The 26,998-nt window shown below is 65.3% G+C and carries 27 protein-coding genes; 16 read left to right on the plus strand and 11 right to left on the minus strand.

The window, feature by feature from the left end:
* Positions 1 to 98: 98 nt before the first annotated feature.
* From BUB39_RS08725 to BUB39_RS25450, 4 genes are all read left to right on the plus strand, one after another.
* Positions 99 to 434 (plus strand): hypothetical protein, encoded by a 336-nt coding sequence (locus tag BUB39_RS08725; protein WP_139251386.1) that lies wholly within the window; start codon positions 99 to 101, stop codon positions 432 to 434.
* Positions 435 to 528: 94 nt separating this feature from the next.
* A complete protein-coding gene (locus BUB39_RS08730; RefSeq protein ID WP_073052512.1) occupies positions 529 to 849 on the plus strand; it encodes a 2Fe-2S iron-sulfur cluster-binding protein in 321 nt (106 codons plus the stop codon).
* A gap of 130 nt (positions 850 to 979) precedes the next feature.
* Positions 980 to 2,008, plus strand: a complete 1,029-nt coding sequence (locus tag BUB39_RS08735) for an NAD(P)/FAD-dependent oxidoreductase (protein WP_073052513.1) — start codon at positions 980 to 982, stop codon at positions 2,006 to 2,008.
* A gap of 124 nt (positions 2,009 to 2,132) precedes the next feature.
* Positions 2,133 to 2,300 (plus strand): hypothetical protein, encoded by a 168-nt coding sequence (locus BUB39_RS25450; RefSeq protein WP_175561785.1) that lies wholly within the window; start codon positions 2,133 to 2,135, stop codon positions 2,298 to 2,300.
* A 105-nt stretch (positions 2,301 to 2,405) separates the two neighbouring features.
* Here BUB39_RS25450 and BUB39_RS08740 read toward each other — a convergent pair whose 3' ends face one another.
* Positions 2,406 to 3,080, minus strand: a complete 675-nt coding sequence (locus tag BUB39_RS08740; protein ID WP_244540183.1) for a MarR family winged helix-turn-helix transcriptional regulator — start codon at positions 3,078 to 3,080, stop codon at positions 2,406 to 2,408.
* Between BUB39_RS08740 and BUB39_RS08745 the strand changes: the two genes are divergently transcribed.
* Positions 3,003 to 3,515, plus strand: coding sequence for an NADPH-dependent FMN reductase (locus BUB39_RS08745; RefSeq protein WP_244540204.1), 513 nt, complete (start codon positions 3,003 to 3,005; stop codon positions 3,513 to 3,515). The two genes, BUB39_RS08740 and BUB39_RS08745, sit on opposite strands and share 78 nt — an antisense overlap.
* A 23-nt stretch (positions 3,516 to 3,538) precedes the next feature.
* Here the strand turns inward: BUB39_RS08745 and BUB39_RS08750 are convergent, their stop codons facing one another.
* The 4 genes from BUB39_RS08750 to BUB39_RS08765 all read right to left on the minus strand — a co-directional run bounded on the left by BUB39_RS08750 (position 3,539) and on the right by BUB39_RS08765 (position 7,329).
* On the minus strand, positions 3,539 to 4,579 hold the full coding sequence (locus BUB39_RS08750; protein WP_073052515.1) for a YcjF family protein: 1,041 nt from the start codon (positions 4,577 to 4,579) through the stop codon (positions 3,539 to 3,541).
* A complete protein-coding gene (locus tag BUB39_RS08755; RefSeq protein ID WP_073052516.1) occupies positions 4,576 to 6,036 on the minus strand; it encodes a YcjX family GTP-binding protein in 1,461 nt (486 codons plus the stop codon). The genes BUB39_RS08750 and BUB39_RS08755 overlap by 4 nt, the downstream gene beginning before the upstream one ends.
* Before the next feature lie 99 nt (positions 6,037 to 6,135).
* Positions 6,136 to 6,681: a SixA phosphatase family protein gene (locus tag BUB39_RS08760; protein WP_073052517.1), complete on the minus strand. Its 546-nt coding sequence runs from the start codon at positions 6,679 to 6,681 to the stop codon at positions 6,136 to 6,138.
* A gap of 96 nt (positions 6,682 to 6,777) precedes the next feature.
* Complete coding sequence (locus BUB39_RS08765; protein ID WP_073052518.1) at positions 6,778 to 7,329, minus strand: BA14K family protein; 552 nt, start codon at positions 7,327 to 7,329, stop codon at positions 6,778 to 6,780.
* Between the two features lie 228 nt (positions 7,330 to 7,557).
* Between BUB39_RS08765 and BUB39_RS25455 the strand changes: the two genes are divergently transcribed.
* Positions 7,558 to 7,947: a flagellar biosynthesis repressor FlbT gene (locus tag BUB39_RS25455; protein ID WP_073052519.1), complete on the plus strand. Its 390-nt coding sequence runs from the start codon at positions 7,558 to 7,560 to the stop codon at positions 7,945 to 7,947.
* Between the two features lie 10 nt (positions 7,948 to 7,957).
* On the opposite strand, the gene BUB39_RS08775 is transcribed toward BUB39_RS25455, so the two are convergent.
* Positions 7,958 to 8,437 (minus strand): hypothetical protein, encoded by a 480-nt coding sequence (locus tag BUB39_RS08775; protein ID WP_139251387.1) that lies wholly within the window; start codon positions 8,435 to 8,437, stop codon positions 7,958 to 7,960.
* Positions 8,438 to 8,771: 334 nt separating this feature from the next.
* On the opposite strand from BUB39_RS08775, the gene dksA reads away from it, so the two are divergent.
* Positions 8,772 to 9,188 (plus strand): RNA polymerase-binding protein DksA, encoded by a 417-nt coding sequence (dksA, locus tag BUB39_RS08780; protein ID WP_073052892.1) that lies wholly within the window; start codon positions 8,772 to 8,774, stop codon positions 9,186 to 9,188.
* Between the two features lie 98 nt (positions 9,189 to 9,286).
* Here dksA and BUB39_RS08785 read toward each other — a convergent pair whose 3' ends face one another.
* A complete protein-coding gene (locus BUB39_RS08785; RefSeq protein ID WP_073052521.1) occupies positions 9,287 to 10,594 on the minus strand; it encodes a flagellar biosynthetic protein FliO in 1,308 nt (435 codons plus the stop codon).
* A 347-nt stretch (positions 10,595 to 10,941) separates the two neighbouring features.
* Here BUB39_RS08785 and cckA point away from each other — a divergent pair, with 347 nt between their 5' ends.
* The 5 genes from cckA (at position 10,942) to BUB39_RS08810 (ending at position 17,253) form a co-directional block, all read left to right on the plus strand.
* Positions 10,942 to 13,476: a cell cycle histidine kinase CckA gene (cckA, locus tag BUB39_RS08790; RefSeq protein ID WP_073052522.1), complete on the plus strand. Its 2,535-nt coding sequence runs from the start codon at positions 10,942 to 10,944 to the stop codon at positions 13,474 to 13,476.
* A gap of 101 nt (positions 13,477 to 13,577) precedes the next feature.
* A complete protein-coding gene (locus tag BUB39_RS08795; RefSeq protein WP_425292892.1) occupies positions 13,578 to 14,858 on the plus strand; it encodes a cytochrome P450 in 1,281 nt (426 codons plus the stop codon).
* Between the two features lie 41 nt (positions 14,859 to 14,899).
* Entirely contained in the window at positions 14,900 to 15,802 is a 903-nt protein-coding gene (locus tag BUB39_RS08800; protein ID WP_073052523.1) for an alpha/beta fold hydrolase, read from the plus strand.
* A 112-nt stretch (positions 15,803 to 15,914) separates the two neighbouring features.
* Positions 15,915 to 16,289, plus strand: a complete 375-nt coding sequence (locus BUB39_RS08805; RefSeq protein ID WP_073052524.1) for a hypothetical protein — start codon at positions 15,915 to 15,917, stop codon at positions 16,287 to 16,289.
* 100 nt (positions 16,290 to 16,389) lie between these two features.
* Positions 16,390 to 17,253 (plus strand): class I SAM-dependent methyltransferase, encoded by an 864-nt coding sequence (locus BUB39_RS08810; RefSeq protein ID WP_073052525.1) that lies wholly within the window; start codon positions 16,390 to 16,392, stop codon positions 17,251 to 17,253.
* Here BUB39_RS08810 and BUB39_RS08815 read toward each other — a convergent pair.
* The gene (locus BUB39_RS08815) at positions 17,235 to 18,158 is read right to left on the minus strand and encodes a pseudouridine-5'-phosphate glycosidase (protein ID WP_139251388.1); all 924 of its coding nucleotides are present in this window, start codon (positions 18,156 to 18,158) and stop codon (positions 17,235 to 17,237) included. The two genes, BUB39_RS08810 and BUB39_RS08815, sit on opposite strands and share 19 nt — an antisense overlap.
* A gap of 28 nt (positions 18,159 to 18,186) precedes the next feature.
* Positions 18,187 to 18,645 carry a glycine zipper 2TM domain-containing protein gene (locus BUB39_RS08820; protein ID WP_073052894.1) on the minus strand — a complete coding sequence of 153 codons (459 nt, stop codon included), beginning with the start codon at positions 18,643 to 18,645 and terminating at the stop codon, positions 18,187 to 18,189.
* A gap of 208 nt (positions 18,646 to 18,853) precedes the next feature.
* Between BUB39_RS08820 and recA the strand changes: the two genes are divergently transcribed.
* The 4 genes from recA to BUB39_RS08840 all read left to right on the plus strand — a co-directional run bounded on the left by recA (position 18,854) and on the right by BUB39_RS08840 (position 24,984).
* Positions 18,854 to 19,942: a recombinase RecA gene (gene recA, locus BUB39_RS08825; protein WP_073052527.1), complete on the plus strand. Its 1,089-nt coding sequence runs from the start codon at positions 18,854 to 18,856 to the stop codon at positions 19,940 to 19,942.
* A 59-nt stretch (positions 19,943 to 20,001) separates the two neighbouring features.
* A complete protein-coding gene (locus BUB39_RS08830; RefSeq protein WP_073052528.1) occupies positions 20,002 to 20,361 on the plus strand; it encodes a GFA family protein in 360 nt (119 codons plus the stop codon).
* A gap of 148 nt (positions 20,362 to 20,509) precedes the next feature.
* Positions 20,510 to 23,158 carry an alanine--tRNA ligase gene (gene alaS / locus BUB39_RS08835; RefSeq protein ID WP_073052529.1) on the plus strand — a complete coding sequence of 883 codons (2,649 nt, stop codon included), beginning with the start codon at positions 20,510 to 20,512 and terminating at the stop codon, positions 23,156 to 23,158.
* A gap of 59 nt (positions 23,159 to 23,217) precedes the next feature.
* A complete protein-coding gene (locus BUB39_RS08840; RefSeq protein WP_073052530.1) occupies positions 23,218 to 24,984 on the plus strand; it encodes a cation:proton antiporter domain-containing protein in 1,767 nt (588 codons plus the stop codon).
* 47 nt (positions 24,985 to 25,031) lie between these two features.
* On the opposite strand, the gene BUB39_RS08845 is transcribed toward BUB39_RS08840, so the two are convergent.
* Both BUB39_RS08845 and BUB39_RS08850 read right to left on the minus strand, forming a co-directional pair.
* Positions 25,032 to 26,054 (minus strand): aldo/keto reductase, encoded by a 1,023-nt coding sequence (locus BUB39_RS08845; protein WP_073052531.1) that lies wholly within the window; start codon positions 26,052 to 26,054, stop codon positions 25,032 to 25,034.
* Between the two features lie 68 nt (positions 26,055 to 26,122).
* Positions 26,123 to 26,959 (minus strand): SDR family NAD(P)-dependent oxidoreductase, encoded by an 837-nt coding sequence (locus tag BUB39_RS08850; RefSeq protein WP_073052532.1) that lies wholly within the window; start codon positions 26,957 to 26,959, stop codon positions 26,123 to 26,125.
* Positions 26,960 to 26,998 lie beyond the last annotated feature (39 nt).

A 26,998-nucleotide genomic window follows, 5' to 3' on the forward strand; every position in this document is an offset into this window, starting at 1 on the left:
CACATTCGTGCGGTGCATACAAGGAAGCCGGGCCGACGAGCATGGGCTTTCAACAGGCTGGCGCATCGTCTCCAGCCATCGTCGGCATCTGGAAACATATGGCAGCGCAATTGAGCGAGAGCACGCTGGACCAAGGGCTTCCCGTCCTTGATCGCGCTGCCCTGATGACGAATGTCGGCGGCGACGCGGCTCTTGCCAAAGAACTGCTCTCGCTCTTTTGGATGGAAATCCTGCCAGACGCTGAAGGCATTGCGGGGATGGCGGATGCTGCAGAGCAGCGGGGTGCCGCGCACAGGGTACGCGGCGCGGCGCTGGCAATTGGCGCGGCCGAGCTTGCCGCCGTCGCGCTGGCGATCGAAGAGGGAGCGGACACCGACCAGCTTGTTGCGGCGCTGCAGCGCCTTCGTCCCCAGCTTGCCGAAGCGCTCGCCTGAGGCGTCCGGTCGCTTGGCAGGATGACAAAAAATCGCCTAAGACAACCCGTCGCGGCGCAACATCGCCGTTCCTCTCGATCCCGCACCGGTTCTCATGGCCAAGATTACCTATATCGCCTTCGATGGCACGGTCTACGACATCGAAGCCCGCGAGGGCACGACCGTCATGGAGAATGCCGTCCGCAATTCCGTGCCGGGGATCGAGGCCGAATGCGGCGGCGCCTGCGCCTGCGCCACCTGTCATGTCTATGTCGATCCCGACTGGGTCGAAGCGACGGGCGAGCCGCAGCCGATGGAAGAGGACATGCTGGACTTTGCACAGGATGTGCAGCCGAACTCGCGGCTGTCCTGCCAGATCCGCGTTACGGCTGCGCTTGACGGCCTGATCGTGCGCGTTCCGGAGAGTCAGGGCTGACCCGCTGCTGTTTTGAGGCAGCGATTTCTCTCGAAGTGGCGTTTGTGAGCACAATCATGCTTTGCAGGCCCCGAGCGAGGGGCTAAACCACGCCGGCCTCTTCATGTTTACGGAAGTCCAGCGGTCTATCATGAGCGAAATCATCGAAACCGATGTCGTCATCATCGGCGCGGGTCCAGTCGGCCTGTTCGCCGTCTTCGAGCTCGGCCTGCTGGATATCCGCTGCCATCTGATCGACATTCTCGACAAGCCAGGCGGTCAATGCGCCGAGCTCTATCCGGAGAAGCCGATCTACGACATTCCCGGCTTCCCGATCATCACGGGCCAGGGGCTGACGGACAATCTGCTCGCCCAGGCGAAGCCGTTCGCGCCGACCTTCCATCTCGGCGAGATGGTGGCGGGGATCGAACGGCTCGAAGACAATCGGTTCCGCGTCATCACCGACAACGACAAGGCCTTCATCGCAAAGGCCATCGTCATCGCGGCCGGCGGCGGCTCGTTCCAGCCGAAGCGGCCGCCGGTGCCGGGCATCGATGTTTATGAGGGCAAGTCGGTGCACTACTCCGTCCGCAAGATGGAGGCTTTCCGCGACCACGACATCCTCATCGTCGGTGGTGGCGATTCCGCGCTCGACTGGACGCTCAATCTGCAGCCGCTGGCCAAGAGCGTCACGCTGATGCACCGACGCGACGCCTTCCGCGCAGCGCCCGACAGCGTCAACAAGATGCGCGCCCTCGCCGAGGCGGGCCAGTTGAAGCTCGTCTTTGGCCAAGTCACAGGCCTTGAAGGCGATGACGGCCACATGACGCATGCCGTGATCGTCGACAATGACAATCAGGAACATCGCCTGCCTGCGACGCGAATGCTGCCGTTCTTCGGCCTCACGATGAAGCTTGGCCCGATCGCCGAATGGGGCCTCAATCTGCATGAGAACCTCATCAAGGTCGACACCGAGAAGTTCGAGACGTCCGAACCCGGCATCTTCTCGATCGGCGACATCAACTGGTATCCCGGCAAGCTGAAGCTGATCCTCTCGGGTTTCCATGAGGCGGCTCTGATGGCCCAAGCGGCGAGCCGGGTCGTCAATCCGGACAAGAAGGTCTTGTTCCAGTACACGACCTCCTCGACCAGCCTGCAGAAGAAGCTCGGCGTCGCCTGAGACGAAAAAGGCGTGGCATCGTTGTCGCACCGCCGGAGAGATGTTCCGGCGGGCTCGTCGCGGCTCGCTTCACCGCGGCACCTGCTTTAGTCTGCCGGCGGGCAGCCCCGGAGCACAGCAGAGCATGGCCAACGAGACTTTCCAGAAGCAGCCGCCGCGCAAGAAGGCGCCTGTGAAGCGCGTTTCCCTCTCGGAAGAGGCGAAGCGGGCTTATGAGGAACTCGTGCAGAAGCGCGACGAGCGCGAGCGCGAATATGGACGTCACCTCGCGGCCGACAACAAGCCGCGCTGACACCTCGTTTGCTCGCGATGGTGTGTCCTCGGCGCTGGATTCCACTCGCGCCTGGCCATCTCGTCAAAAGACTGTCGGACGCATCGCGCGACCTGCCGGCTGTGCTCAGCCCGACCCGGCCTCGTCGTCGGACGAGAGGTCTTGCCGCGACCGATCGGTCAATGCCTGTAGGGCCGATGTGAACCGTCCGAGCAGTCGTCCTAGTGTCTCTCGGTCGGCGGCCGTCCAATTGCCGATCGCTTGATCGAGCGCACGCTTCCGTGCTGCCGCGAGGGCCGCGACCGCCGCTTGGCCGCTCTGCGTGATCTTGGCGATGCGCAGACGGGCGTCCGACGCCGCGCGTGCGCGCTCGGCCAGCCCGACCGCCTCCAGTTTCGCCACCTGGCGGCTCATGGACGAGTGGTCGCGCCCCAGTTCATCGGCCAATTCGACCACGCCTGCCGGACCGTAGGTGCCGAGCCTGACCAGCAAAGGCAGGAAAGCCGGGTCCAGATCGAGGCCTGCCTCGGCTATCAGGTACCTGTCCCTGCGGGTGTCGCTAATGAAGCGCGCAAGGTCGAGAAGAGCGAGTGCGAGCGGGTCATTCTGTCCGTGCATGATGCACAGTTTACACGGGTCTGATCGAGATGCTATATGTGCATCATGCACGGAAATATTCTCGTCGTCGCGGGTAGCACCCGTATCAATCGCAGATCGCCCGCCATCGCCGATTGGGTCTCGTCTCTCGGTGCGTCGGTAAGCGATGTCGACTTTCAAACCGTCGATCTGCGCGACCTCCAACTCGGGCTCGACGACGAGCCCGACATTCCGGCCGCCGGCCGTGATTATCGCGGCCCGGCGACGCGGCGCTGGAGCGAACTGGTGCAAGGCGCTGGCGCTATCGTGTTCGTCAGCCCGCAATACAACTGGGGTTATCCGGCTGCGTTGAAAAACGCCATTGATCACCTGTACCGCGAATGGCGCAGTAAGCCGGTCCTCATCGTCACCTATGGAGGCCATGGCGGCGGCAAATGCGGCGCTCAGTTGCGCGAGGTCCTTGGCGGCCTTGACGTGATTCTCACCGATGCCATGCCTGCATTGCGTCTCGCGCGGGCGCGGATCGTCGCCAACGACGGCGCGATCGATCCGGATATCGATTTTGCCGATCAGCGCGAGGAGGTGCTCGGCGGGCTGCGCGAGTTGGTCGCCAAGATGTCAGAGCTCCGAGCGGGCTAGAGATCGGCCGGAGTTGCGATTGATCAACCCCGCCCCAGTTCGTCCTCGATGGGACGACCCTTGCCTTGGTTGATGCGAGCAAGCTCAGCCATGAAATCAGCCATCGCCGGGGGCTTTTCCGACTGAAATGGTAGCGGCCGACAAACCTCGATCGCCGCGATCCCGACGCGCGCCGTCAGGATGCCGTTGATCACGCCTTCGCCGAGCCGTGCCGAAAGCCGCGCCGCGAGCCCGTGTCCAAGCACTTGCTGCACCAGGGAGTCGCCTGCAGCCATGCCCCCGGTTACAGCGAGATGGCCGACCACGAGCCGCGCCAGACGCAGGAAGCCGAGGGTGCCCGGCCTCCCGCCATAGAGCTGGCCGAGCTGACGGATCAGCCGCAGCGCCGAGACTAGGACAAACAGCACGTCGACGGCTGCGCGCGGCGAAATCGCTGTCACGACTGTCACACGCTTGGCGCTCGCCAGAACGAGGCTCTTCGCGGCGGTGTCGAAACTCGCCAGCAATTCGCGTTCGGCAAGGCCGATCAGATCGCGCCCGTCGATGATCTCGTCGGCGTGGCCGGCCAGATTGGAGCGACCCTTCGCTGTCTCGGCCCGCTCGCCATAGAGATCCGCAAGATCGCGCACCACGGCCCGCGCCGCCTTGCGATCGTCGCGGCGTGAAGCGGCCTCGGCGTCGTCGCGGATACGGTTGATGCGTCGCAGCCGCATGAGCCCGCCGACTTCGCGGACGGAAATCGCGACAACTGCCAGCGCCGCGCACGCGGCAGCGCCGACGGCGATCCAGCCGAGCCAGTCGGCGCGGTCGAAGAGATCGCGGATAAGGCGGTCGATCGCGAGGCCAATGCCAAGCGAGACGAGAACGCCGAGCGCGGAAAAAAGGATGTCGGACCAACGCATGCGGCGCCGCAGCTTCGGAAGCACGACAGGCACGGGTTCGTCGTCAGGTTCCGTCAGGACGACGGGCTGATCGGACGGGCGCAACGCCGCGTCCGGGTCATCGGTGACGCGGATACGGTCGAGGCGAAACGCTGCGGGTCGCCGGGGTGTCTCGACGGTCATGCGAGTCGATCTCCGACAAGGAATTCGAGCGCACGGTCGAGACGGATATGCGGCAGAGAAAGCTTCATGCCCTCGGCCGTGCGCTCTAGGGCAGGAGGGCGGAAGCGCACGAAACGCAGTGGCGGTGCCCGCTCAGAAGTTGAGTCAACACCTTCGAGCGCTGCTCCCGGATTCCTCGGCAAGTCACCGGGAAAGAACGCAATTTCGGTCCGGCCGTCGAAGATCTCGCCCTCGAACAATTCGCCCGCCAGCGGCGTCCCGATGATCGATGGCAATTTCTGATTGCCGGCAGTAACAACGCCTTCGCGCGTCGCGCGGACGGAGGCGAGAGCTGCGATCTCGACGCGCGCGCCGGCCTCTTCCGCGCGGGCGATCGCCGGAGCCAGCAGGTGGCCGAGGATGCGCTCCAGCCGGTCATGATCGGCGTGATGGAGATGATCCGCCTTGGTAGCGCCGATCAGAATGCGATCGATGCGCCGTGTGAACAGGCTGCCGAGCCAGGACGTGGCGCCTGGCCGATAGCTCCCGAGGATTTCCGTCAACGCCGCGGAAAGATCGGCGACGGCCGCAGGGCCGGCATTCAGCGCGTTCAGCGCATCGACCAGCACGATCTGGCGGTCGAGGCGGGCGAAATGATCGCGGAAGAACGGCTTCACGACGACGGACTTATACGCTTCGTAGCGCCGCGCCATCATGCGGGCGAGCGATCCAGACGGCGCATCGCCGACCTCGCCAGGCAGCGGGCAGAAGGTGAGTGCCGGAGAGCCATCGAGATCGCCGGGCATCAGGAAGCGGCCCGGCGGCAGCGTCGAAAGGGCATGCTCATCCGCGCGGCAGGCGCGCAGATAGTCCGTGAAAAGTACTGCGAGTTCTCGGGCGACGGCTTCGTCTTCCGCCGCTGCCGCATTTGCGGCTTCGGCGCGGGCCAGGAAAGCGGCGGCAGCCGGCGGCCTACCCGGGCGACGGGCCAGCGCAATCGCCTCGCGCGACCAGGCGGCATAGTCCTTGGTGAGCAGTGGCAGGTCGAGCAGCCACTCGCCGGGATAGTCGACGATGTCCAGATTGAGCGTGCCGGAGCCGAGGCGCTGGCGGAGGAACGAGGCCGACTCGTAGGCGATCGATAGGCGAAGCTCGCTGATGCGGCGCGTCGAGTCCGGCCAGATCCGGTCCTCGACCAGCGCGCGGACGTGATCTTCGTAGTCGAAGCGCGGTACGTCGTCGTCAGGCTGGGGCTCAAGTCGCGCGCCCGTAACGCGGCCCGTTGCATAGGCGCGGAAGACGGGCAGGCGGCCGCCATGGACGAGATTGTGCACCAGCGCGGTGATGAACACGGTCTTGCCGGCGCGCGCCAGTCCGGTCACGCCGAGGCGGACAGTTGGGTTGACGATGTCGGTTGCGCGGTCTCCCAGCGTTGCGAAGGCGAGACGGGCTTCGTCGGCAAGGCTCGAGAGATTCAATCGGAGTCCATCCGTTGCCAGAATTGACGTCGCGCCGCGGCGTCGCGGAACGCGGGGTGCCAGCGACGATGTAGGAACCACGCGGGTCAGGCGGAAGGGCTATTCGTCGTCGGTCGGCGGTTCGGACCCGACGATTTCGAGTTCACGCGGCCGAAAGAAGGCAACGACTCGGCCAGTGCGGGGTCGCATCTCGGACCACTTGTGATGCTCGAAGTCGATGACCGCGAGACCGGCGGTGGGAAATTTCTCGCCGATGTCGTCGCGGACGGCTGGATTGCCATTGCCGATCAACTCAAGCGCGCATTCCTGGACGGAGGGATTGTGTCCGATGACCAGAAGCGTGCGCGCCGATCCGCCGAGCGCTGCGATGCAATCGATATAGGCGGCGGCTGGCACCTCGTAGAGGTCGCGCGTGATCCGGATTTCGAGGTCTGTTGCGATGACGGGCAGCAGCCCGATCAACGTCTCACGCGTGCGGCGAGCCGAGGAGCAGAGAATGCGGTCGGGCAGCAGACGATGGGCAGCCAGATGTTCGCCGATCATCGTCGCCGCGCGGCGCCCGCGCGGGGCGAGCGGCCGGTCGAAATCGGCTGCGCCCGGAAGATCCCAGGCCGACTTCGCATGGCGGAGCAGCAGAAGGCGCATGATCGTGACCGCACTTGTTTCGTACCGGCATGATGCCGCCGGCCTTGCCGGCCGAGCGGCGCTCCTAGCACGAAACCGGGCTGCGGTCGAACGGGCTCAGCGACAGAATTTGCGCACGCCGCCGCTGGCGATGAAATAGCCGGTGTTGGGATCGAAGCTGCGATAGCGCTGCCCGCAATAGGCATACCATTCCCGCGTCCAGGCCGGCGGCGCGCCGTCATAGCCGGGCGGCAGCCGGTTAGCGGCGTAGCCAGGGGGAGGTGGCGGCGGCCGATTGTTGCCATAGCCGGGCAGGGGCGCCGGTGGTCTGGACGAGGCCCTGACCATGCAGTCCTGATAAGCCTGATTGTAGGCGCGGCGCCATTTTTGGGACCCCTGGCCGGCGCCGACAAGCGCTCCACCGACGCCGCCGATTGCGGCGCCATTGGCTGCACCTCTGTTGCCATCGATGATCCCGCCAAGGACGGCGCCGCCGACCGCGCCCATCACGCCACCGGCCAAGGCCCCGCCTGCTGTGTTGCTAGCGGCAGCGTGGTCGGCATAGTCGCGCGCCACGCCATCGCAATAGCCCTGCTGAGCGAGCGCCGTTCCTCCGGATGCCAGAAGCACACCGAAGGTTGCCAGTGTGAAAAGGGCCTCGATCCGCATTCCCGTCTCCGAATGTCACGTCGCGCGCCGCGGTGCGGGCTCGGACTATCGCCATCGGGTAGGCAACAATGTGGCATTCACGCCCGGCGAAGCTTCAGCTCGATTCATTCAAAAGCCACCATTTCCGCTGACCAGCGATTAACGAATGCGGCCTTAGCGTTCCCCTCGTCGGGATGCGATTCGTGCCCGATTCCCGGCGCGAAGGCGCTGCTGCCAGGAGATCGACCGATGCCGCTCAAACTGGAGCTGAAGGCAGGCGAGCGGGTGCTGCTTGGCGATCTCGTGATCGTCAACCAAGGCGGCCGCACCAGGCTGTGCATTGAAGGTGACGCGCCGGTGTTGCGCGAGCGCGACATGATGGCCCCGGAGGCCGCCAACTCGCTGCCAAAGCGGCTCTATCTGGCGATGCAGTCCATGTATCTCTCGCGCGACGCCAGTCGCTTCCTGCCTGAGATCGCCCGGCTTACCCGGGAAATCGTCGATGCGGAGCCGGGTTTTCGGCCTTTCGTCGAGGCGATCGAGCGGCAACTTCACAGCGGCCAGCTCTATCGGGCCATGCGGGAAGTCCAGCGGCTGATCCTGCACGACGTCGACACATCGCTCGCCAAAGCGAGCTAGTGCCTTCGGCTCAACGGCGACTGCTTGCGGCGAGGCGCTGCGGGATGTGCCGGCCGATACGATCGAGGCGGGGGAGCGGGCGCCCATCGGCAATTGGCCCGCGGCCGTTCGGAAGCCGCGTCGGCAGCGGCTCGGAGGCCGCGCGAGCGGCGGCAAGCGTCGCCATGTCGATCTGCAGCACCGAGATGAATTCGTCATGCAGCCGGCGCAGTCGATCGACGGCGTCTGGCGCATAGGCTTCGAGCTCCGGCCCGACCTGACGCAGCATAGCGAGATCGGCAAGATAGGCCGCGGCGAAGTCGTTCTTCCGTGCGTCGAGCGCCGCGGCGGCAACCGTCTTGCCGGCGCGCAGCAGGACGCTTTCGGCCTCGATGAGCTGCAGCAGTGACTCCATCGTCGTCTCGATCCCCGAACATACCGCGATGGCGGCCTCGCGGGTCGAAATCACCGCTGTGTCGGCTGAATGCGGATGGAGAGCATGCGTCGGCATGGGCGCGTCCTTCTTCGGCGGAGCGGTCGTGGTGGTGGCCTGAGCAGCCATTAAACGTTCGTCATCCTTAACAAACCCTCTCCGCATCGACGTTCTCCGCGATCGCCACGCCCGGTCGCTCCGAACTTGAACCCGGACATCCGAACCGCGCGGCGGCGCTTGGGGTTTTGACGTCAGACTAAAAAAGTCCAGTTTTATACGGTGGTTAGTCGGCTTTCATGACAGACGTGACCTCGTTATTTTGATGTATGACAAACCGGTTCCGGGGCGGTTGTCCTCGGACGGGTGCATCGCTATATTCCGCGCCGCAAAGCCACCGAGCCAGGGGTTGTTCATGACGCTAGACAGTCTTGAAGAGTATCGGCCTTCTGAGACCGAGCCCTTCATGAACGAGCGGCAGAGAGAGTATTTCCGCAAGAAGCTCCTCGCCTGGAAAGAGGACATCCTGAAGGAGTCGCGCGAGACCCTTCAGCATCTTCAGGACGAAAACCAGAACCATCCCGATCTCGCCGATCGCGCCTCTTCGGAGACGGATCGCGCGATCGAGCTTCGCGCACGCGACCGTCAGCGCAAGCTGATCTCGAAGATCGACGCCGCGCTGCAGCGGATCGATGACGGCAGCTACGGTTTCTGTGAAGAGACCGGCGAGCCGATCAGCCTTAAGCGTCTCGACGCGCGGCCGATCGCAACGCTGTCGATCGAGGCTCAGGAGCGGCATGAGCGCCGCGAGAGAGTCTATCGCGACGACTAGACCGCGCGGTACTGGCTGGCTCGATGGGGTGACACCATAAAAAGAGGCGCGGTCCATGGCCGCGCCTCTTTTGTTTCTTTCGCTTAAGGCTGGACCGCCTAGGTGCGGCGGCTGCCTGAGATCTCGCCGAGAAGGCGGGCCATTTCCTTCTCGAGATCACCGACCGAACTCGCACGGCTCCGGTCCTCGGGCTCAACGGGAGGTGCTTCCTCGAGCGGCTCTTCGGACAAGCGCGGCTCGCGCGGCGGTTCGATCGACGGCGCCGCTATGGCCGGTTCGCGCATCGGGCGCATCGGACGGCCCGGATCGCGGACGTCATCCGGATTGATGTCGAAGATCGGCTCGAAGCGCGGGGCGTGATCGGGATCGGCGATCGGCGCGCCATAGGGTGCGTCACCCATGACAGGCGGGGCAACGGGTGGGGCCGGCGGCATCGCCGGACGCGGCTGCGGCCGAACCGGCTCCATGCGCGACGGCTCCGGACGCAACGCGTCGGAACGCGAGACTTCCGCGCGGGGCGGCTCGACAGCGGGCGCGACGTCAACAATCTCTTCCGCGGGGGGCTCGGGTGCCTTGGGCGCCACGGGCGTGGTCCGGCCGAGAGGGCGCATGGGCGGCTCTGGCCGGCGCGGTTCGGCCTGCGACTCCGAGGTGGACGGCTCAGACGCTGCGCGGCCACGGCCAACTGCACCCAGGAAAGATGCCATCGCACGTGTCGGCCTCGCCGGCGGCTGCGGCGCACGCACAGTCGGCGCAGGCTCCGGCTCGGCTGCGACTTCGACGATCTCGACGGCTTCCGCTACCGTGACCGTCTCGATGGCCGAGACAGGCTCTTCCTCGGCACGGACTTCTTCCGCCTGCTGCGGCTCGCGATTGGGCGCCTCAGGTTCCATCACCGGCGGGACGTATGCTGTGCGAACCGGCTCTGGCCGGCTCGGCTCGGCGCGCGGCGGTTCGCTCCAGGCGGCAGGCTGAGCCTGCGGCGGCTCGGTATAAGCCTCATCCGCCGGGCTGCGCGTCGGCTCACCGAGCGGCGGCGCGGCCTGATAGCGCTGCGACTGGCCGGTCGCCCGGGCTGCCGCCTCGGCACGACGCTGGGCTGCGGACGGGCGATGGATTGCCGCCTCGACGACGAGGTCGGTAGGCCCACCGATCAGGATGAGATGCTCGACATTGTCGCGCCTCACCAGCACCAGCCGGCGCTTCTGGTCGACGGGGAGTGCATCGAGGACGCTGAGCCGCGGCTGGCGGCCACGGATCGCGGTCGTACCGATCCGGTTGCCCGTGAAGGTCCTGATCAGCCAGAACACGATCAATATGATGATGGCGACAATAACCAGCGTGATCGCAAACTGAGCGATCATGGCGCCGGTCGTGCCGAGCATCGGTTCGAGATAGTCACGCATCCCGCTCTCCTGGTGCGCCGGCACCGGCAAGGGCGCCCGCCATCGTCAAGGTCCATGCGCGACAAGCGCGCAGCATCAGAATGGGGTTTTCGTGCGCCGGCTCGCAGTTGGCAAGGGCTGCGACGACGAATCGGCTTATCAATGCCGAAAAGCCGTTAGCAATTCACTAACCATCACGTGAACAAGCTGGCTCGATTACTGCGCGAATCGCCTGTTCGAGCCGTCTTCCGAAAGTCCGCGATCGTGCTCCCGCAGCTGCACCGCATCAATGCCGCCTCCTTCACAGCCCGCCGGGACAAGACCGGGCCGGGCTCGGCTGTGGGCTGCGTTGCGGCAGGTGGCATGCGATGACGGGCCGATTCGGCGTGTCCGGAGAGCGCCCCCCGGTTATTGATCGCGCCGGACGGACGGGTGGTATCGGCCGGCTCGTGGTGCTGGCGGTCGCGCTCGTCGCCGTAGCCGTGGCCGGCGCCATGCTGCCGCCTTCCTCCGCGCAACCTTTCATCTTCGCCGTGCTCGGCATTCTTGCGGTGCTCGGTGTCTTCACGCTTTTCGCGGCAGCGATCGGGCTGGTGCGCTTCGGTGGCCAGGTTCCGCGCGACGATCTCGCGCGCGGCTTCATCGATTCGATGACTGAAGGCCTCGTCATCAGCGACCGCGAGGGGCGCATACTCTATGCCAACGGCGCCTATGCGGATCTGATCGGCGCTGACGACGAAAGCGATGTCCGCGTCATCGAGCGGGTCTTTTCTGGCGACCAGGCCGCCAGCGAGGCGCTCTATCGCCTGTCGCAATCGGTTCGCCATCAGCGCGCGGCGGTCGAGGAAATCCGCATGCCAGCGCCGCTGTCCGGCACCGGGCCGATCGGCCCGCGCTGGTACCGCGTCCATGCCCGGCCGATCCATGCCGGCGATCAGATCCTGACCGCGTGGCGGCTCGCCGACATCACGGGCGATCGCGAGCAGCAGGAGACGGTGTTCCAGGACTTGCAGCATGCGATCGACTATCTCGATCATGCGCCGGCGGGCTTTCTATCCGCGGAACCGGATGGGCGTATCGTCTATCTCAATGCCACGCTTGCAGAATGGCTTGGCATCGATCTCGCTTTCTTCAAACCGGGCTCGATCGCGCTTTCGGACATCGTACGCGGCGACGGTGCGGCGCTGCTCGCGGCCGGCAATGCGCGGCCGGGCGGCAGCGAGACGGAGATCTTCGACCTCGATCTCGTCAAGCAGAACGGCCAGAGCCTGCCGGTGCGCTTCCTGCACCGCGTGCCGTATGCGCATGACGGTGCGCCGGGCGCGACGCGCACCATCGTCCTCAACCGCGGCCCGGGAGAGGATGTGTCCGAGGCGCTGCGTGCGGCCGAGGTTCGCTTCACGCGCTTCTTTAACCATACGCCCTTCGCGATTGCGTCCGTCGACCGCAGCGGCCGCATCGGCCGGACCAATGCCGCTTTTGCGCGGCTGTTCGGCTCCGTACAGGGCCAGGGCGGTGGCCGTCTTCGCCTCGCCGATCTCGTCACGGACGGCGGGCGCACAGCGATCGAGAGCGCTCTCGAAGCGGCCGCGGCCGGTCATGGCGATATCCCGTTCGTCGATGCCAGCGTCGCCGGCGCCGGCGACCGTAGCACGCGCTTCTATGTCAGCGCCGTCGACGAAGGCGCCGACGAGCATGAGATCGCCACGATCTATGCACTCGACACCACGGAGCAGCGCGCGCTGGAGCAGCAGTTCCAGCAGAGCCAGAAAATGGAGTCGATCGGCCAGCTTGCCGGCGGCGTCGCGCACGACTTCAACAATGTCCTGACGGCGATCATCGGCTTCTCCGACCTGCTGCTCGCCAATCACCGCCCGTCCGACCCGTCCTTCCAGGACATCATGAACATCAAGCAGAACGCCAACAGGGCCGCGGGCCTTGTTCGGCAGCTGCTTGCCTTCTCCCGCCGACAGACGCTGCGCCCGCAGATCCTCGCCATCGGCGACGTGCTCTCCGATCTCTCCATCTTGCTGGAGCGGCTGCTTGGCGAGAAGGTCAAGCTCTCGGTGGTGCACGGCCGCGATGTCTGGCCGATCAAGGCCGATCTCAACCAGTTCGAGCAGGTCGTCATCAATCTCGCGGTCAATGCGCGCGATGCGATGCCCAAGGGCGGTCAGCTCACCATCCGCACCCGCAACATCCTGCCAGCCGATTGCGCCGCCTTTGGATACAAGGCGTTGCCGGCTGCGGAATATGTGTTGATCGAAGTCGAGGATACCGGCACGGGCATTCCGCTCGAGGTCCAGTCGAAGATCTTCGAGCCGTTCTTCTCGACGAAGGAAGTCGGCAAGGGCACCGGGCTCGGCCTATCGACCGTCTATGGCATCGTTCGCCAGACCGGGGCGCACATCTTCTTCGACAGCGTTATCGACAAGGGCACGATCTTCCGCATCTTCGTGCCGCGCCATGTCATGATCGAGCAGCCGAAGGCCGAGCTCGTTCCCGACAAGCCGCAGGCCAAGACCGACCTGACCGGCAGCGCCAATATCCTGCTCGTCGAGGACGAAGAGGCGGTCCGGGCCTTCGCTGCGAGAGCCCTGGCGTCGCGCGGCTATACGGTGCACGAGGCGTCATCGGGCGCAGAGGCGCTCGAAGTAATGGAGCGCACCGGCGGGTCGATCGATCTCGTGGTCTCCGACGTCGTCATGCCCGAGCTCGACGGCCCCTCGCTGTTGCGCGAATTGCGCAAGACGCGGCCGAACCTCAAGATCATTTTCGTCTCTGGCTATGCCGAGGACGCTTTCGCCAAGAATCTGCCCGACGGCGAGAATTTCAGCTTCCTGCCGAAGCCGTTTTCGCTGAAGCAGCTGGCGACGGCTGTGAAGGAAGCGCTGGGCGAGTAGACGTTTGGCGCTCCTCGTGCTTGGGCTCGTGTAATGGCCGCTTGCATCCAATCCGTCCGCATCCGAACCTCGGCCGGTACACCACGGACCGAGACGAAAGCGTGATCATCCACCAGCCGACCGCCGATGGCCTCCCGCCGCATCCCACCGTTCCCTTTCGCATCGATGCTGCGACGCGACGCGTCTCCATCGACGCGCGCAATCCGGCCTTCTTCCAGGATCCCTATCCCGCCTTCGAGGCGATCAGGGCCGAGATGCCTCGCTTCTTCTGGGAGGAATACGGGCTCTGGTGCTTCGTCAATGCCGATGACGTGCACGCGCTCTTCCGGGATAAGCGCTTCGGCCGCGAGATCCTCCACCTCGCGACTCGCGAGGAACTGGGATTGCCGGAGGTGCCCGAGCGCCTCAAGCCTTTCACCGATGTCGACAAGCTCTCAATGCTCGATCGCGAGCCGCCGGCGCATACGCGGCTACGCACGCTCGTCAATCGCGCCTTCGTCTCGCGGCAGGTCGAGCGGCTGCGGCCGCGCATCGCGGACCTTGCCAATGAACTGATCGATCGGTTCGAAGGGGCGGGGGAGGTAGACCTCATCGAGGCCTTCGCGACGCCGATCCCGGTCATCGTCATCGCGGAAATGCTTGGCGTGCCAACGAGCCGGGCCGGCGATTTGCTCGACTGGTCGCACAAGATGGTCGCGATGTATCAGTTCGGCCGCACACGGGCGACCGAGGACGCGGCCGTCGCGGCGGTGCAGGATTTTGTCGCCTATCTGAAAGAGGTGGTCGCTGAACGGCGCAAGGCGCCAGCCGACGATCTCGTCTCGACGCTGATCGCCGCCGAGGAACAGGGCGACCGGCTGACCGAAGATGAGCTGATCGCGACCATCATTCTGTTGCTCAACGCCGGCCACGAGGCGACCGTGCATGCCATCGGCAATGGCGTAAAGGCAATCCTGGAGACCGGGCTTGATCCGGCGGCTATCTTCGCGACCGAAGACAGCGTGGCGGCGACGTCCGAGGAGTGCCTTCGCTTCGATCCGCCGCTGCATTTCTTCTCTCGCTATGCGCTTGAGGACCTCGATTATGCCGGCATCTCCCTGAAAAAGGGCGACAGCGTCGGCCTTGTGCTCGGCGCCGCCAACCGCGACCCGGCGCGCTATGTCGATGCAGCCCGCTTCGATCCTGATCGGCCGGCGCTCGCACATTTCGGCTTCGGCGGCGGCATCCATTTCTGCATCGGCGCGCCATTGGCGCGGCTTGAATTGCAGGTCGCTTTGCCGATCCTCTTTTCGCGCCTGCCGGGCCTCAGGATCGCGTCCCCGCCGAGCTATCGCGACAGCTACCATTTCCATGGACTGGAGGCCCTGCACCTCGCCTGGTGAGGGGAATGGTGCGGTCGCACCGACCAATTGGGAACAGATGGATGAGCAGTAAGGCCCCAACGCTCAAGCGGATCGATGCAGGCGTTCTGGAGATCGGCTATTTCGAGGCGGGGCCTGCGAAGGGCATGCCTACGATCCTGTTGCACGGATTTCCCTACGACCCTCACGCCTATGACGCGGCTGCGGAACAGCTGGCCGCGGCGGGCCTTCGCGTCATCGTGCCTTATCTGCGCGGGTATGGCCCGACCCGGTTCCGCTCGCCCGAGACGCCGCGCTCCGGCGAGCAGGCGGCGCTCGGCGCCGATCTGCTCGCGCTCATGGATGCGCTGGATATTCCGCGGGCGCTGCTTGGTGGCTATGACTGGGGCGGACGCGCCGCTTGCATCGTCGCGGCGCTCTGGCCCGAACGCGTCGCGGGTCTCGTCAGTTGCGGCACTGGCTACAACATCCAGAACATCGCCGAAGCCTGGCGGCCGGCACCGCCGAGCGCCGAACACCGTTTCTGGTATCAGTATTACTTCCATTCAGAGCGTGGCCGGCTCGGATTGTCGGAGAATCGACGCGAGCTCTGCCGGCTGATCTGGCAACTCTGGTCGCCTAGCTGGGCATTCGACGGCGCGACCTTCGAACGGAGCGCCGTGTCCTTCGACAATCCGGACTTCGTCGACGTCGTCGTCCATTCTTACCGCCATCGGTTCGGCGGCGTGCCAGGCGATCCTGCGTTACTGCCCATCGAAGCGAGGCTGGCACAGCAACCTCAAATCGAGGTCCCGACGATCGTGCTGCAGGGGGCCGATGACGGCGTCGATCCCCCTGAGACGGATGACGAGAGCGCGCCGTATTTCTCGGGTTGCTATGCGCGGCGGATTATCCCAGCTGTCGGTCACAACCTGCCGCAGGAAGCGCCCGCTGCCTTTGCAGAGGCCGTCCTGGCCCTCGCATAAGGTCCGCCGGCCGCGTCGTCCTGTCGGCTCCGGGGGCGGTCCGGCCTTGCATCTCTCGGCCGAATTGTCATCAATCGGCCCGCGAGTGCGAGACGATGCGTGGAGGTCGGGAATGCGACTTGGCGTTTGGATGATCGTGGCCGCCTCGCTGGTCACGGCGAGCGTGCCGGCGCTCGCGCAGAGCTATGTCGGTACACCGCTGTCTCCGCCTGCGCTACAGGCCGGGATCGTGGCTGCGGTCGCGGCGCGGCTGCTTGATCCGCCGGCCGCCCATATTCGTGACCTTGCGCCGTCGCTCGCGCGAAATGGCCACGGATATTGCGGGAAGGTCAGCCCCGACGGGACGGCGCCGTTCCAGCCGTTTCATATCATCGCCGGCGAGGATGGCAGCTATGCCGTCCTCATCCTGCCCGAAAAAGGCGATCCGCCGGGGCTTGCCCGCGCCAATGCGGTGCAACTCCTGACTAATTTCGGATGCCTGCATTGAGGGGCGCGGGGCCCGCCGCTTGCATCGCAGCGCGCTCGCCAGCAAGGTCTCGTGTGCGCTCATGGTCGGGTCAACGGGTGGGCAAGGGAGCTAATCGGACGTGATCGAAGGACAACCGAGCGCCACGGCATTCCGCGCAGCGGTTCGGCGCGCCGCGCATCAGTTGCTGGACAAGCCTCGAATCTTCGAGGATCCGCTTGCGCTGACCATTGTCGGCGGGGATCGCGGCTCGTCGGTGGCGCGCGACGAAATCAGCCGCGCCGATTCCGCCGGCGGCGCCGCGCTGCGCTCCTTTCTTGCCGCGCGCAGCCGCTTTGCCGAGGACCGGCTGGCGGCGGCCGTCGCAGGCGGCGTGCGTCACGTGGTCGTGCTCGGCGCGGGGCTCGACACGTTCGCCTATCGCAATCCGTTCGCCGAACAGGGTGTCGTGGTTTACGAGGTCGACCATCCCGCCACGCAGGCCTGGAAGCGCCAGCGCCTTCAGCAGACACACATTCCTGTGCCCGATACGATGCGCTTCGTTCCCGTCGACTTCTCCGTCGATCGGCTGGACGCAGCGCTCGTCGCGGCAGGGCTCGATCCGGCAGCGCCGGCGTTCTTCTCCTGGCTCGGCGTCGTGCCCTATCTTTCGGAAATTGCCATTCTCACCACGCTTGGCATCATCGCAGCCCGCAAGGGCGACGCCGAGCTGGTGCTGGATTATGCGGAGCCACCGGATCGTGTCGGCGTGCTTCAGCGGCTCGCCTTCCTGACGCTTGCCGGGCGCACGGCGCAGCTCGGCGAACCCTTTGTCAGCTATTTCCTGCCCGAAGATATCGAGCGTCACCTGACGGCGCTCGGCTTCGAAGTGACGGCAAACCTCTCAGGGCCGGATCTTGGGCGCCTCTACGTGGCGGGACCATCCCCGCTTGATGAGGCGGCAGTCGGCCATGTCCTCCATGCGCGTCATCCGGCTGTGGCCTGAAGCGCTACCGCGATCTCGCCGGCGAGGCGGGCGTTGTTCTTGACCAGCGCGATATTGGTCACGAGGCTGCGCCCCTCGGTGAGCGTCAGGATTCGGCCGAGCACATAGGGCGTCACAGCCTTGGCGCGGACGCCTTCGCGCTCCGCGTCGCTGATCGCCTCTTCGATATGCGCCCGCATCTCCGCCGCTGGAATCTCGTCGGCGAGTGGCACCGGATTGGCGACCAGCAGGCCACCCTTGAGGCCGAGCTCTTCCCGCGTCGCCAGGAAGCTAGCGATCGCTGCGGGCTCGTCGAGGCGCAGCGGCGAGGGTAGGCCACTGTCGCGAGACCAGAAGGCGGGCAGCACATCCTGGCCGACCGTGACGACGGGTACGCCGAGCGTCTCCAGCACTTCGAGAGTCTTGGGAATATCAAGCAACGCCTTGGCGCCGGCCGATACGACCGTCACAGGCGTCTCGGCGAGTTCGTAGAGATCGGCCGACACATCGAAACTGGTCTCGGCACCGCGATGGACACCGCCGATCCCGCCTGTCGCGAAGACGCGGATGCCGGCAAGCGATGCCGCGATGATGGTCGCGGCGACCGTGGTGGCGCCCGGCCGGCCAGTGGCGAGCGCGAATGCGAGATCCGCCCGCGAGAGCTTCATGACATTCTTCCGGCCGGCAAGCTCTTCGAGCTCGGCGGCGGTCAGCCCGACGCGGATCGCGCCGTCTATGATCGCGATCGTCGCTGGAACGGCGCCCGCGGCGCGCACGACCTCCTCGACCGCGAGGGCGGTCGCGACATTTTCCGGATAGGGCATGCCATGCGTGACGATCGTCGTCTCGAGTGCGACGAGCGGGCGGCCGTCTGCCTGCGCCGCGGCGACCTCGTCGGAAAGGCGGATGCGATCGGAAAGACTCATTGCGGATACCATTGTGTTGAACGTCGGATCAGGAGACCGGCTGCCAGGAGCCGTCCGGCATCTGGCAGGCCGTGCCGCGCAGCGCTTGGCCTTGCCCGTTGACGACGACCTGGTGCGTATAGGGGCGGCAGTCGCGGCCGTTCTGCTTGCTGATCGGCCCGGGAATGACCTGTCCGTGGCTTGATCCCGCATTCCAGCTGACCGGCACGCCGGGTTGGCCGGTGGTTATCGCCTTTGTCTCCGCCGCCGAAGCCTGACGCTGCGCGTTCTGATCCATGCTCTTGCCGATCTGGCTGCCGATGATGCCGCCAAGGCCACCGCCGACGATCGTCGCGCCGAGCTTGCCCGCGCCGGACCCGAATTGGCTGCCGATCATGGCGCCGACAGCCGAACCGGCGATCGCACCCAACTGCTGGTTTGACGGCGCCTGGCAGGCACTGAGCGCCAGGGCAGACAGGAGTGTCACGAGGAGGGCAGGGCGTTGCACGTCGAGGTCGCTCTCTCTTGATGAAACATCGGGAATTTCAGGCCACATAGCATCACACAGGGCGTCGCCGCACCATCCTTGTCGCGTGCATGGCAGGCCTCACATATGCGCGCAGCGGGACTGGAATGCAGCTTGCAGATGAGAACAAAACATGTACACTGTTCTCAGTTTGATCGACTCCTCGCAGTATGGAATAAGGAACGGACGCATGTCGCAAACTTCTCTCCGTCTCGTCGAAGGGGCCACAATGGACAAGTCGAAGGCGCTGGATGCCGCTCTCAGCCAGATCGAGCGGGCGTTCGGCAAGGGCTCCATCATGCGGCTCGGCAAGAACGACAAGGTCGTCGAAATCGGGACGGTACCGACCGGCTCGCTCGGGCTGGACATCGCGCTCGGGATCGGTGGTTTGCCACGCGGCCGCATCGTCGAAATCTATGGCCCCGAGTCCTCGGGCAAGACGACTCTGGCGCTGCACACCATCGCCGAAGCGCAGAAGAATGGCGGTATCTGTGCCTTTGTCGATGCGGAGCATGCGCTTGATCCGATCTATGCTCGCAAGCTTGGCGTCAATCTCGACGATCTCCTGATCTCGCAGCCCGACACGGGCGAGCAGGCGCTCGAAATCACCGATACGCTGGTGCGTTCCGGCGCCATCGACGTGCTCGTAGTCGATTCGGTCGCCGCGCTGACGCCGCGCGCCGAAATCGAAGGCGAGATGGGCGACAGCCTGCCGGGCCTGCAGGCGCGCCTGATGAGCCAGGCGCTCCGGAAGCTCACAGCTTCGATTTCGAAGTCGAAGACCATGGTGATCTTCATCAACCAGATCCGCATGAAGATCGGCGTCATGTTCGGCAATCCGGAGACGACGACGGGCGGCAATGCGCTCAAGTTCTACGCTTCGGTCCGTCTCGACATCCGCCGGATCGGTGCGATCAAGGATCGCGACGAAGTCGTCGGCAACCAGACTCGCGTCAAGGTGGTCAAGAACAAGCTGGCGCCGCCTTTCAAGCAGGTCGAATTCGACATCATGTATGGCGAGGGCGTGTCGAAGGTCGGCGAACTGATCGATCTCGGCGTCAAGGCCGGCATCGTCGAGAAGTCGGGCGCCTGGTTCTCCTATGACAGCCAGCGTCTCGGCCAGGGCCGCGAGAACGCCAAGGCCTTCTTCCGCGACAATCCGGAGATCGCCAACACGGTCGAACAGGCTATTCGGCAGAACGCCGGTCTGCTCGCCGAGGCGCTGCTGTCGAAGGATGGTGACGCCGATTCGGATGGCGACGACGCGCTCGAAGCGTGAATGACGAGACCAACGGCGCGGCGTGAAGCCGCGCCGCATTTTTGGGGGAGGGGCGCAAGATGGCCGAAGCGACGCAAGAGGCCGGTGGTTGTCACTGCGGCAAGGTCCGTTTCGAGGCGCGTGGCGATTTCACCAGCGCGATCTCCTGCAATTGCTCCATCTGCCAGAAGCGCGGACATTGGCTCGCCTTCGTCCCGGCGAGCAATTTCAGCGTGACGTCGGGCGAGGACAACCTCACCGACTATCAGTTCAACCGCCACGTTATCCATCACCTCTTCTGCCAGGATTGCGGCATCGAGTCCTTTGCGCGGGCGAAGGGGCCGGATGGCAGCGACATGGTTGCGGTCAATGTCCGCTGTATCGACGGCATCGACCTCGCGACCGTCACCGTCAATGCCTATGATGGCCGAAGCCACTGAAGCATGACAGGGCGACGCCGGCACCTCGCCGGTGCTGCGGCGTCAGTGCTGCTTTCTGGACAGTCCTGCAGCCGGTCGCTACAAACGCGGCCAGGTTTCTCACCGGGTATCCGCGATGCGGCCTCCCGGTCTTCAAGCGGATCATTCCATGAGCAGCGTCAACGACATCCGGTCGGCCTATCTCGGATTCTACCAGAAGAACGGCCATGAGATCGTCGCCTCGAGTTCGCTCGTGCCGCAGAATGATCCGACGTTGATGTTCACCAATGCCGGCATGGTCCAATTCAAGGACTATTTCACCGGCCGTGCCACGGCGCCCTGGCCGCGCGCGACGACGTCGCAGAAATGCGTGCGCGCCGGCGGCAAGCATAACGATCTCGATAATGTCGGCTACACCGCCCGGCATCACACCTTCTTCGAGATGCTCGGCAACTTCTCGTTCGGCGACTATTTCAAGGAACGGGCGATCGAGCTCGCCTGGACGCTCGTGACGCGCGAGTTCGGCCTCGCGAAGGACAAGCTCCTCGTCACAGTCTACCACGAGGACGACGAGGCGTTTGATCTGTGGAAGAAGATCGCCGGCCTCCCCGATGAGCGCATCATCCGCATCGCGACATCGGACAATTTCTGGCAGATGGGCGACACTGGTCCGTGTGGGCCGTGCTCCGAGATCTTCTTCGACCATGGCGAGGGCATTGCGGGCGGACCGCCCGGCAGCCCCGACGAGGACGGCGATCGCTTCATCGAGATCTGGAATCTCGTCTTCATGCAGTTCGAGCAGATCGCGCCGGGCAACCGGTTGCCGCTGCCCAAGCCCTCGATCGACACTGGCATGGGTCTCGAGCGCATCGCGGCCGTGCTGCAGGGCGTGCATGACAACTACGACATCGATCTCTTCAAGGCGCTGATCCGCGCGTCAGTCGAGGCGACGGGCGTTCCGGCCGAGGGCGCGCAGCGCGCCAGCCATCGCATCATCGCCGATCACCTGCGGGCTTCGAGCTTCCTGATTGCCGATGGCGTGCTGCCGTCGAATGAAGGGCGCGGCTATGTGCTGCGGCGGATCATGCGCCGCGCGATGCGGCATGCGCATATTCTCGGCGCGGCCGATCCGCTGCTGTGGCGCTTGGTGCCGGCGCTGGTGCGCGAGATGGGCCAGGCCTATCCCGAGTTGGTGCGCGCCGAGGCGCTGATCACCGAGACGATGCGGCTTGAGGAGATCCGGTTCCGTCGCACGCTGGCGCGCGGCTTGGTGCTGCTCGACGAAGCGACGTCCGGGTTCGTCTCCGGCGCGACGCTGGATGGCGAGACGGCTTTCCGCCTCTATGACACCTATGGCTTCCCGCTCGACCTGACGCAGGACGCGCTCCGCGCCCGCGGCATCGGCGTCGATACCGACGCGTTCCAGACGGCGATGGAGCGGCAGAAGACCGAGGCGCGTGCAAGTTGGGCCGGCTCGGGTGACACCGCGGCCGAGACGATCTGGCTGACATTGCGCGACCGGCTCGGCCCGACCGAATTCCTCGGCTACTCCTCCGAGGCGTCGGAAGGCAAGGTGCTGGCGCTGGTGCGCGATGGCGCCGAGATCGGCACGGCCGAAGCGGGCGAGCGGGTGCAGATCATCGTCAACCAGACGCCGTTCTATGGCGAGTCGGGCGGGCAGGTCGGCGATGCCGGCACGATCGAGACCGAGACGGGAGCCAAGATTCGCGTCGAGGATACGCAGAAGCGCGGAGACGGGCTTTTCGTCCATAACGGTATCGTCGAGAGCGGCAGCGTGAATGTCGGCGATTCAGCGCGGCTGCTGGTCGATCATGGCCGCCGCGCGGCGATCCGGTCGCATCATTCGGCAACGCATCTGTTGCATGCGGCGCTGCGCAAGGTGCTCGGCGAGCATGTCGCGCAGAAGGGGTCGCTGGTCGCGCCGGATCGTCTGCGCTTCGATTTCAGCCATCCTAAGCCGATCGATGCGGCCGAGTTGGCGGCGGTCGAAGACATCGCCAACGAAGTCGTGCTGCAGGACGGGGCCGTCTCGACGCGACTGATGGAGCGCGACGAGGCGATCGCAGCCGGCGCAATGGCGCTGTTCGGTGAAAAGTATGGCGATGAGGTCCGCGTCGTCTCGATGGGCGAGCGGGACGGCAAGCCCTATTCGGTCGAGCTTTGCGGCGGCACGCATGTCGGCCGCACCGGCGAGATCGGGCTCGTCACAATCGTGGGCGAGGGCGCGGTCGCGTCAGGCGTCCGCCGTGTCGAGGCGCTAACCGGCAAGGCGGCGCGCGATCATCTCGAATTGCAGGACAAGCGACTGAAGGAGGTCGCCCAGGCGCTGAAGGTCCGTCCTGACGAAGCGGTGGAGCGCGTGACGGTCCTGGTTGAAGAGCGGCGACGCCTTGAGCGGGAGCTTGCCGACGCGCGCCGCAAGCTGGCGCTTGGCGGTGGCGGACAGGCTTCCGGCGACGGCGTGCGCGACGTCGGCGACATCCGCTATCTCGGGCGTGTCGTCGAAGGCATCGCGCCTAAAGACCTCAAGGGTCTTGTCGACGAAGCGAGGAAGTCGGTCGGCTCGGGCGTCGTTGCCTTTGTCGGCGTTGCTGAGGACGGCAAGGCGGCGCTCGTTGTCGGCGTCTCCGAGGATCTCGTTGGCCGGTTCAGCGCCGTTGACCTCGTTCGGATTGGCGCCGAGGCCCTCGGCGGCAAGGGCGGCGGTGGTCGTCCGGACATGGCCCAGGCGGGCGGCCCGGAAGGCGCGCGTGCCGGAGAGGCTCTGGGCGCGATCGAGGCGCGGCTTGTCGGCTGAGCCGGTGCCCGGACGACGAGAGGCGATAGGCATTTAGTTTTCGGCGGAGCGAGGGACAGATGGAACAGGTAGCCGACGGACGTCAGCTACTGGTGTTCCTCGTCGCCGCCGGGATCGTCGTCCCGCTCTTCCAGCATTTGAAGCTCGGCGTGGTCATGGGCTTCCTGATCGCCGGCATCATTGTCGGACCGGGCGGCTTCGGTCATCTCGTGCCGCTCAACTCTTTGTTCGGCTATGCGACCATCACCAGTGTCGACCAGTTGCAGGCCTTTGGTGATCTCGGGATCCTCTTTCTGCTGTTCACCATCGGGCTCGAGCTTTCCTTCGAGCGGGTCGGCGCGATCGGCCGCCTGATGCTCGGCGCCGGCGGGCTGCAGGTCGCGCTGGTGACGGCTGCGATTTACGGCGCCGGCGCCCTCGCAGGGTTCGAGTTCGACGACTCGCTCGTCTTCGGCATGGCCTTCGCGCTTTCCTCGACCGCGATCGTGACGCAGTCGCTCGCCGAGCGGCGGCGGCTCGGAACGCCGACGGGACGAACGGCGCTTGGCGTTCTGATCCTGCAGGATCTGATGGTGGTGCCGATCGTCATCATCGTCGGCATTCTCGCGCAGGAAGGCGCGAGCGTTGGCCTTTCGCTCGTGAAGGGCATCGCGCTGGCCGTCGTCGTCGTCGTCGCGGTGGTGTTGCTCGGGCGAACGATCGTCAAGCCCCTGATGCGCTTTGCCGGCGCGACCGGCAATCGCACACTGCTCATTTCGATCACACTGCTGATCATAGTCGTCGCCGCCGCGATCACGGCGCGTGCCGGGCTCTCGGCGGCGCTCGGTGCTTTTCTGGCGGGTCTGCTGCTCAGCGAGACAGAATATCGGCATCAGATCGATGTTGAGGTCGAGCCATTCAAGGATCTGTTGCTCGGCCTCTTCTTCATGACCGTCGGCATGACGATCGACGTCGTGGCGGTCTTCGGGCAGTTACCGTTGATCCTCGGCGCGCTGGCCATGCTTTTCGCCGTGAAGCTCGCTTTTGGCTATGTTGCTTTCCGGATCGCTCGGATGCCGCGCCCGGGAGCGATCGAAACGGCGTTCGTTCTCGGCGGGGCCGGTGAATTCGCCTTCGTCGTGTTCACGCTTGCCGCCCGCGACAATGTCATCGCACCCGACATTGCCCGTCTCGCGACGACGATCGCCGCACTCTCGATGGTGTTGTCGCCGCTGCTCGGTATGGTCGGCGAAAAGCTTGCCGCACGTTTGCGGGCGCGCGACGCGCTGGCGAGCCAGGGCGCAACGGGACAGGAGAACTTCTCGGATCATGTCATCATCGGCGGCTTCGGCCGCTTCGGCGCGACGGTTGCGACCCTGCTTGCGGCGGAAGGCATCCCGCATGTAGCGCTCGATCTCAATTCCGAGCATGTGCGCCGCGCGGCGAAAGAGGGGCATGCCATCTTCTTTGGCGATGCGACGCGTCCCGAGATCCTCGCGAGGCTCGGCGCCGACAAGGCACGGGCCTTCGTCGTGACTCTCGATGAGGCCGGTGTCGCGGAACGGATGGTGCAGACGATCCGCGAACATTGGCCGAATGCGATCATTCATGCTCGCGCGCGTTCGGTGACGCATGCGCGCCGGCTGCTCGATTATGGCGCGACCGACGTCGTCCCTGAAGCGCTTGAAGGCAGCCTGCAGCTGGCGGGCAATCTCCTCGCCGATATCGGTCTGCCAGACGAGGCGGTGGAGCAGCGGCTGGCGGTTGCCCGCGAAGTCGCCCGCGCCCGTATGCGCGATCAAACCTCGCCGGTCGCCGACGGCCAGGGAACGCCGATCGACGGCTAAATCGGCGCGACGGCCGCCCGCATTCAAGGCGGACGGCCGTGCTCGACCTAACCGGTCTTGCGGTTTTCGCTCTGGCGCTCCAGCATCCAGCCCGGATATTCGTGCGGCAGGGCGCTCACCGCATCGAGCCGCGTCATGTCGTCATCGGTGAGCGCCACGGCGACGGCCGCGAGATTGTCGTCGAGCTGCGCGACGGTCTTGGCGCCGATGATGACCGAGGTCACGAATGGCTTCTTCAGAAGATAAGCGAGGGCGACCTGCGCCACCGAGACGCCGTGGGCCGTGGCGATCTCCCGCATGACGTCGACGGCGTCAAAGGCGCGCGTCTTGTCGACCGGTGGGAAATCGAAATTCGCCCGGCGACCGCCGTCCGGAGCCTTGCCGTCACGATCATATTTGCCGGAGAGAAGCCCGCCGGCCAGCGGGCTCCAGACCATCAGGCCAACGCCTTCTGCGGCGAGCAACGGAGCGATGTCGCGCTCAAGGTCGCGTCCGGCGATCGTGTAATAAGCCTGAAGCGACGCGAAGCGAGCCCAGCCGCGATGATCGGCGATGCCGAGCGCCTTCATGATCTGCCAGGCGGCCCAATTGGAGACTCCGACATAGCGGACGTGGCCCTGCCGCACGAGGTCATCGAGCGCGCGCACCGTCTCTTCGACCGGCGTCAGCGGGTCGAAGCCGTGAATCTGATAGAGGTCGATATAGTCGGTGCCAAGGCGCGTGAGGCTCGCCTTGACGGCATCCATGATATGGCCGCGCGAGGCCCCGCGATCGTTTGGCCCGGGCCCGACCTGCCCAAGCGCCTTGGTGGCCAGCACGATATCGCTGCGTTTGCGGCCCGAATTCACCATGGCGCGCCCGGTGATCTCTTCCGACTGACCTTCTGAATAGACATCGGCCGTATCGATGAAATTGACGCCGGCATCAAGCGCGCGGGCGACGATGCCATCTGCAACCGATTGGTCGAGTTCGCCGATCGCGGTCCAGATACCGCGTCCGCCAAAGGTCATCGTGCCAAGGCAGAGTTCCGAGACGAGCAGGCCTGTACGGCCAAGTGTGTTGTATCGCATAGAGGTTCTCCGATTGACTGGCCGGCGGCCGGAAACGGCGCGATGCCGGCGGGGGCGTAAGCGAGCGACTAGAAGTCGCCGTCCGTAGTGGGGGAGAGGGCGCGCGTCGCCTGAAGCTCGTTGGTGAGCCGGTTGATCTTCGCCGCGAGTACCTCGGCAGCGTCGCTGCCGGCTGCGTAGCGGAATGGCGGCTCGGCTCGGTTCGAGAGATCGACGACCACGGATGCAAGTTTCGCCGGGTCGCCCACCTGGCGGTGGTTGCGGTCGCGGTAACCGTTGCGGATTTGCGCGGAGACTTCGGCATAGTCGTCAAGCGCGTTGGTGCCGAAGCTGACGGACGTTTCGTCGAGGAAGTCTGTCCGGAAGAAGCCGGGTTCGACGAGCGTCACATGAATTCCGAACGGCGCCACTTCCTGCGCGAGCGATTCCGAGAATCCCTCGACCGCGAATTTGCTGGAACAATAGATCGAGCCGCCGAGGCCGCCGCGGATGCCGGCGATCGACGAGATATTGAGGATGTATCCGGCGCGCTGGGTCCGCATTGTCGGCAGAACGGCCCGAGTGACATTGAAAAGGCCGAAGACGTTGGTCGAAAATTGGCGCTCGGCATCGCCTATCCCGGATTCTTCGAAGAGCCCCAGCTGTCCGTAGCCGGCATTGTTGACCAGGACGTCAATCCGGCCAAAGCGCTCGAGCGCTGCTTCGACGGCCGCCGCGATCTGGTCTGGCTTGGTGACGTCAAGCGGCAGGGCCAGCAGAGCGTCGCCTGCATCGGCGAACGCGCCCAGAATTGTCTCCGGATTGCGGCCTGTCGCGACGACGCGGTCGCCGGCGGCAAGCGCCGCCCTTACGATCTCGGCGCCAATTCCGCGTGTGGCGCCGGTTACCATCCAAACTTTGCTCATGAACGTCTCCCTGGATCAGCCTCCCGAAGATGATGTTGC

This window comes from Kaistia soli DSM 19436 (assembly GCF_900129325.1).
Lineage (GTDB): Bacteria > Pseudomonadota > Alphaproteobacteria > Rhizobiales > Kaistiaceae > Kaistia > Kaistia soli.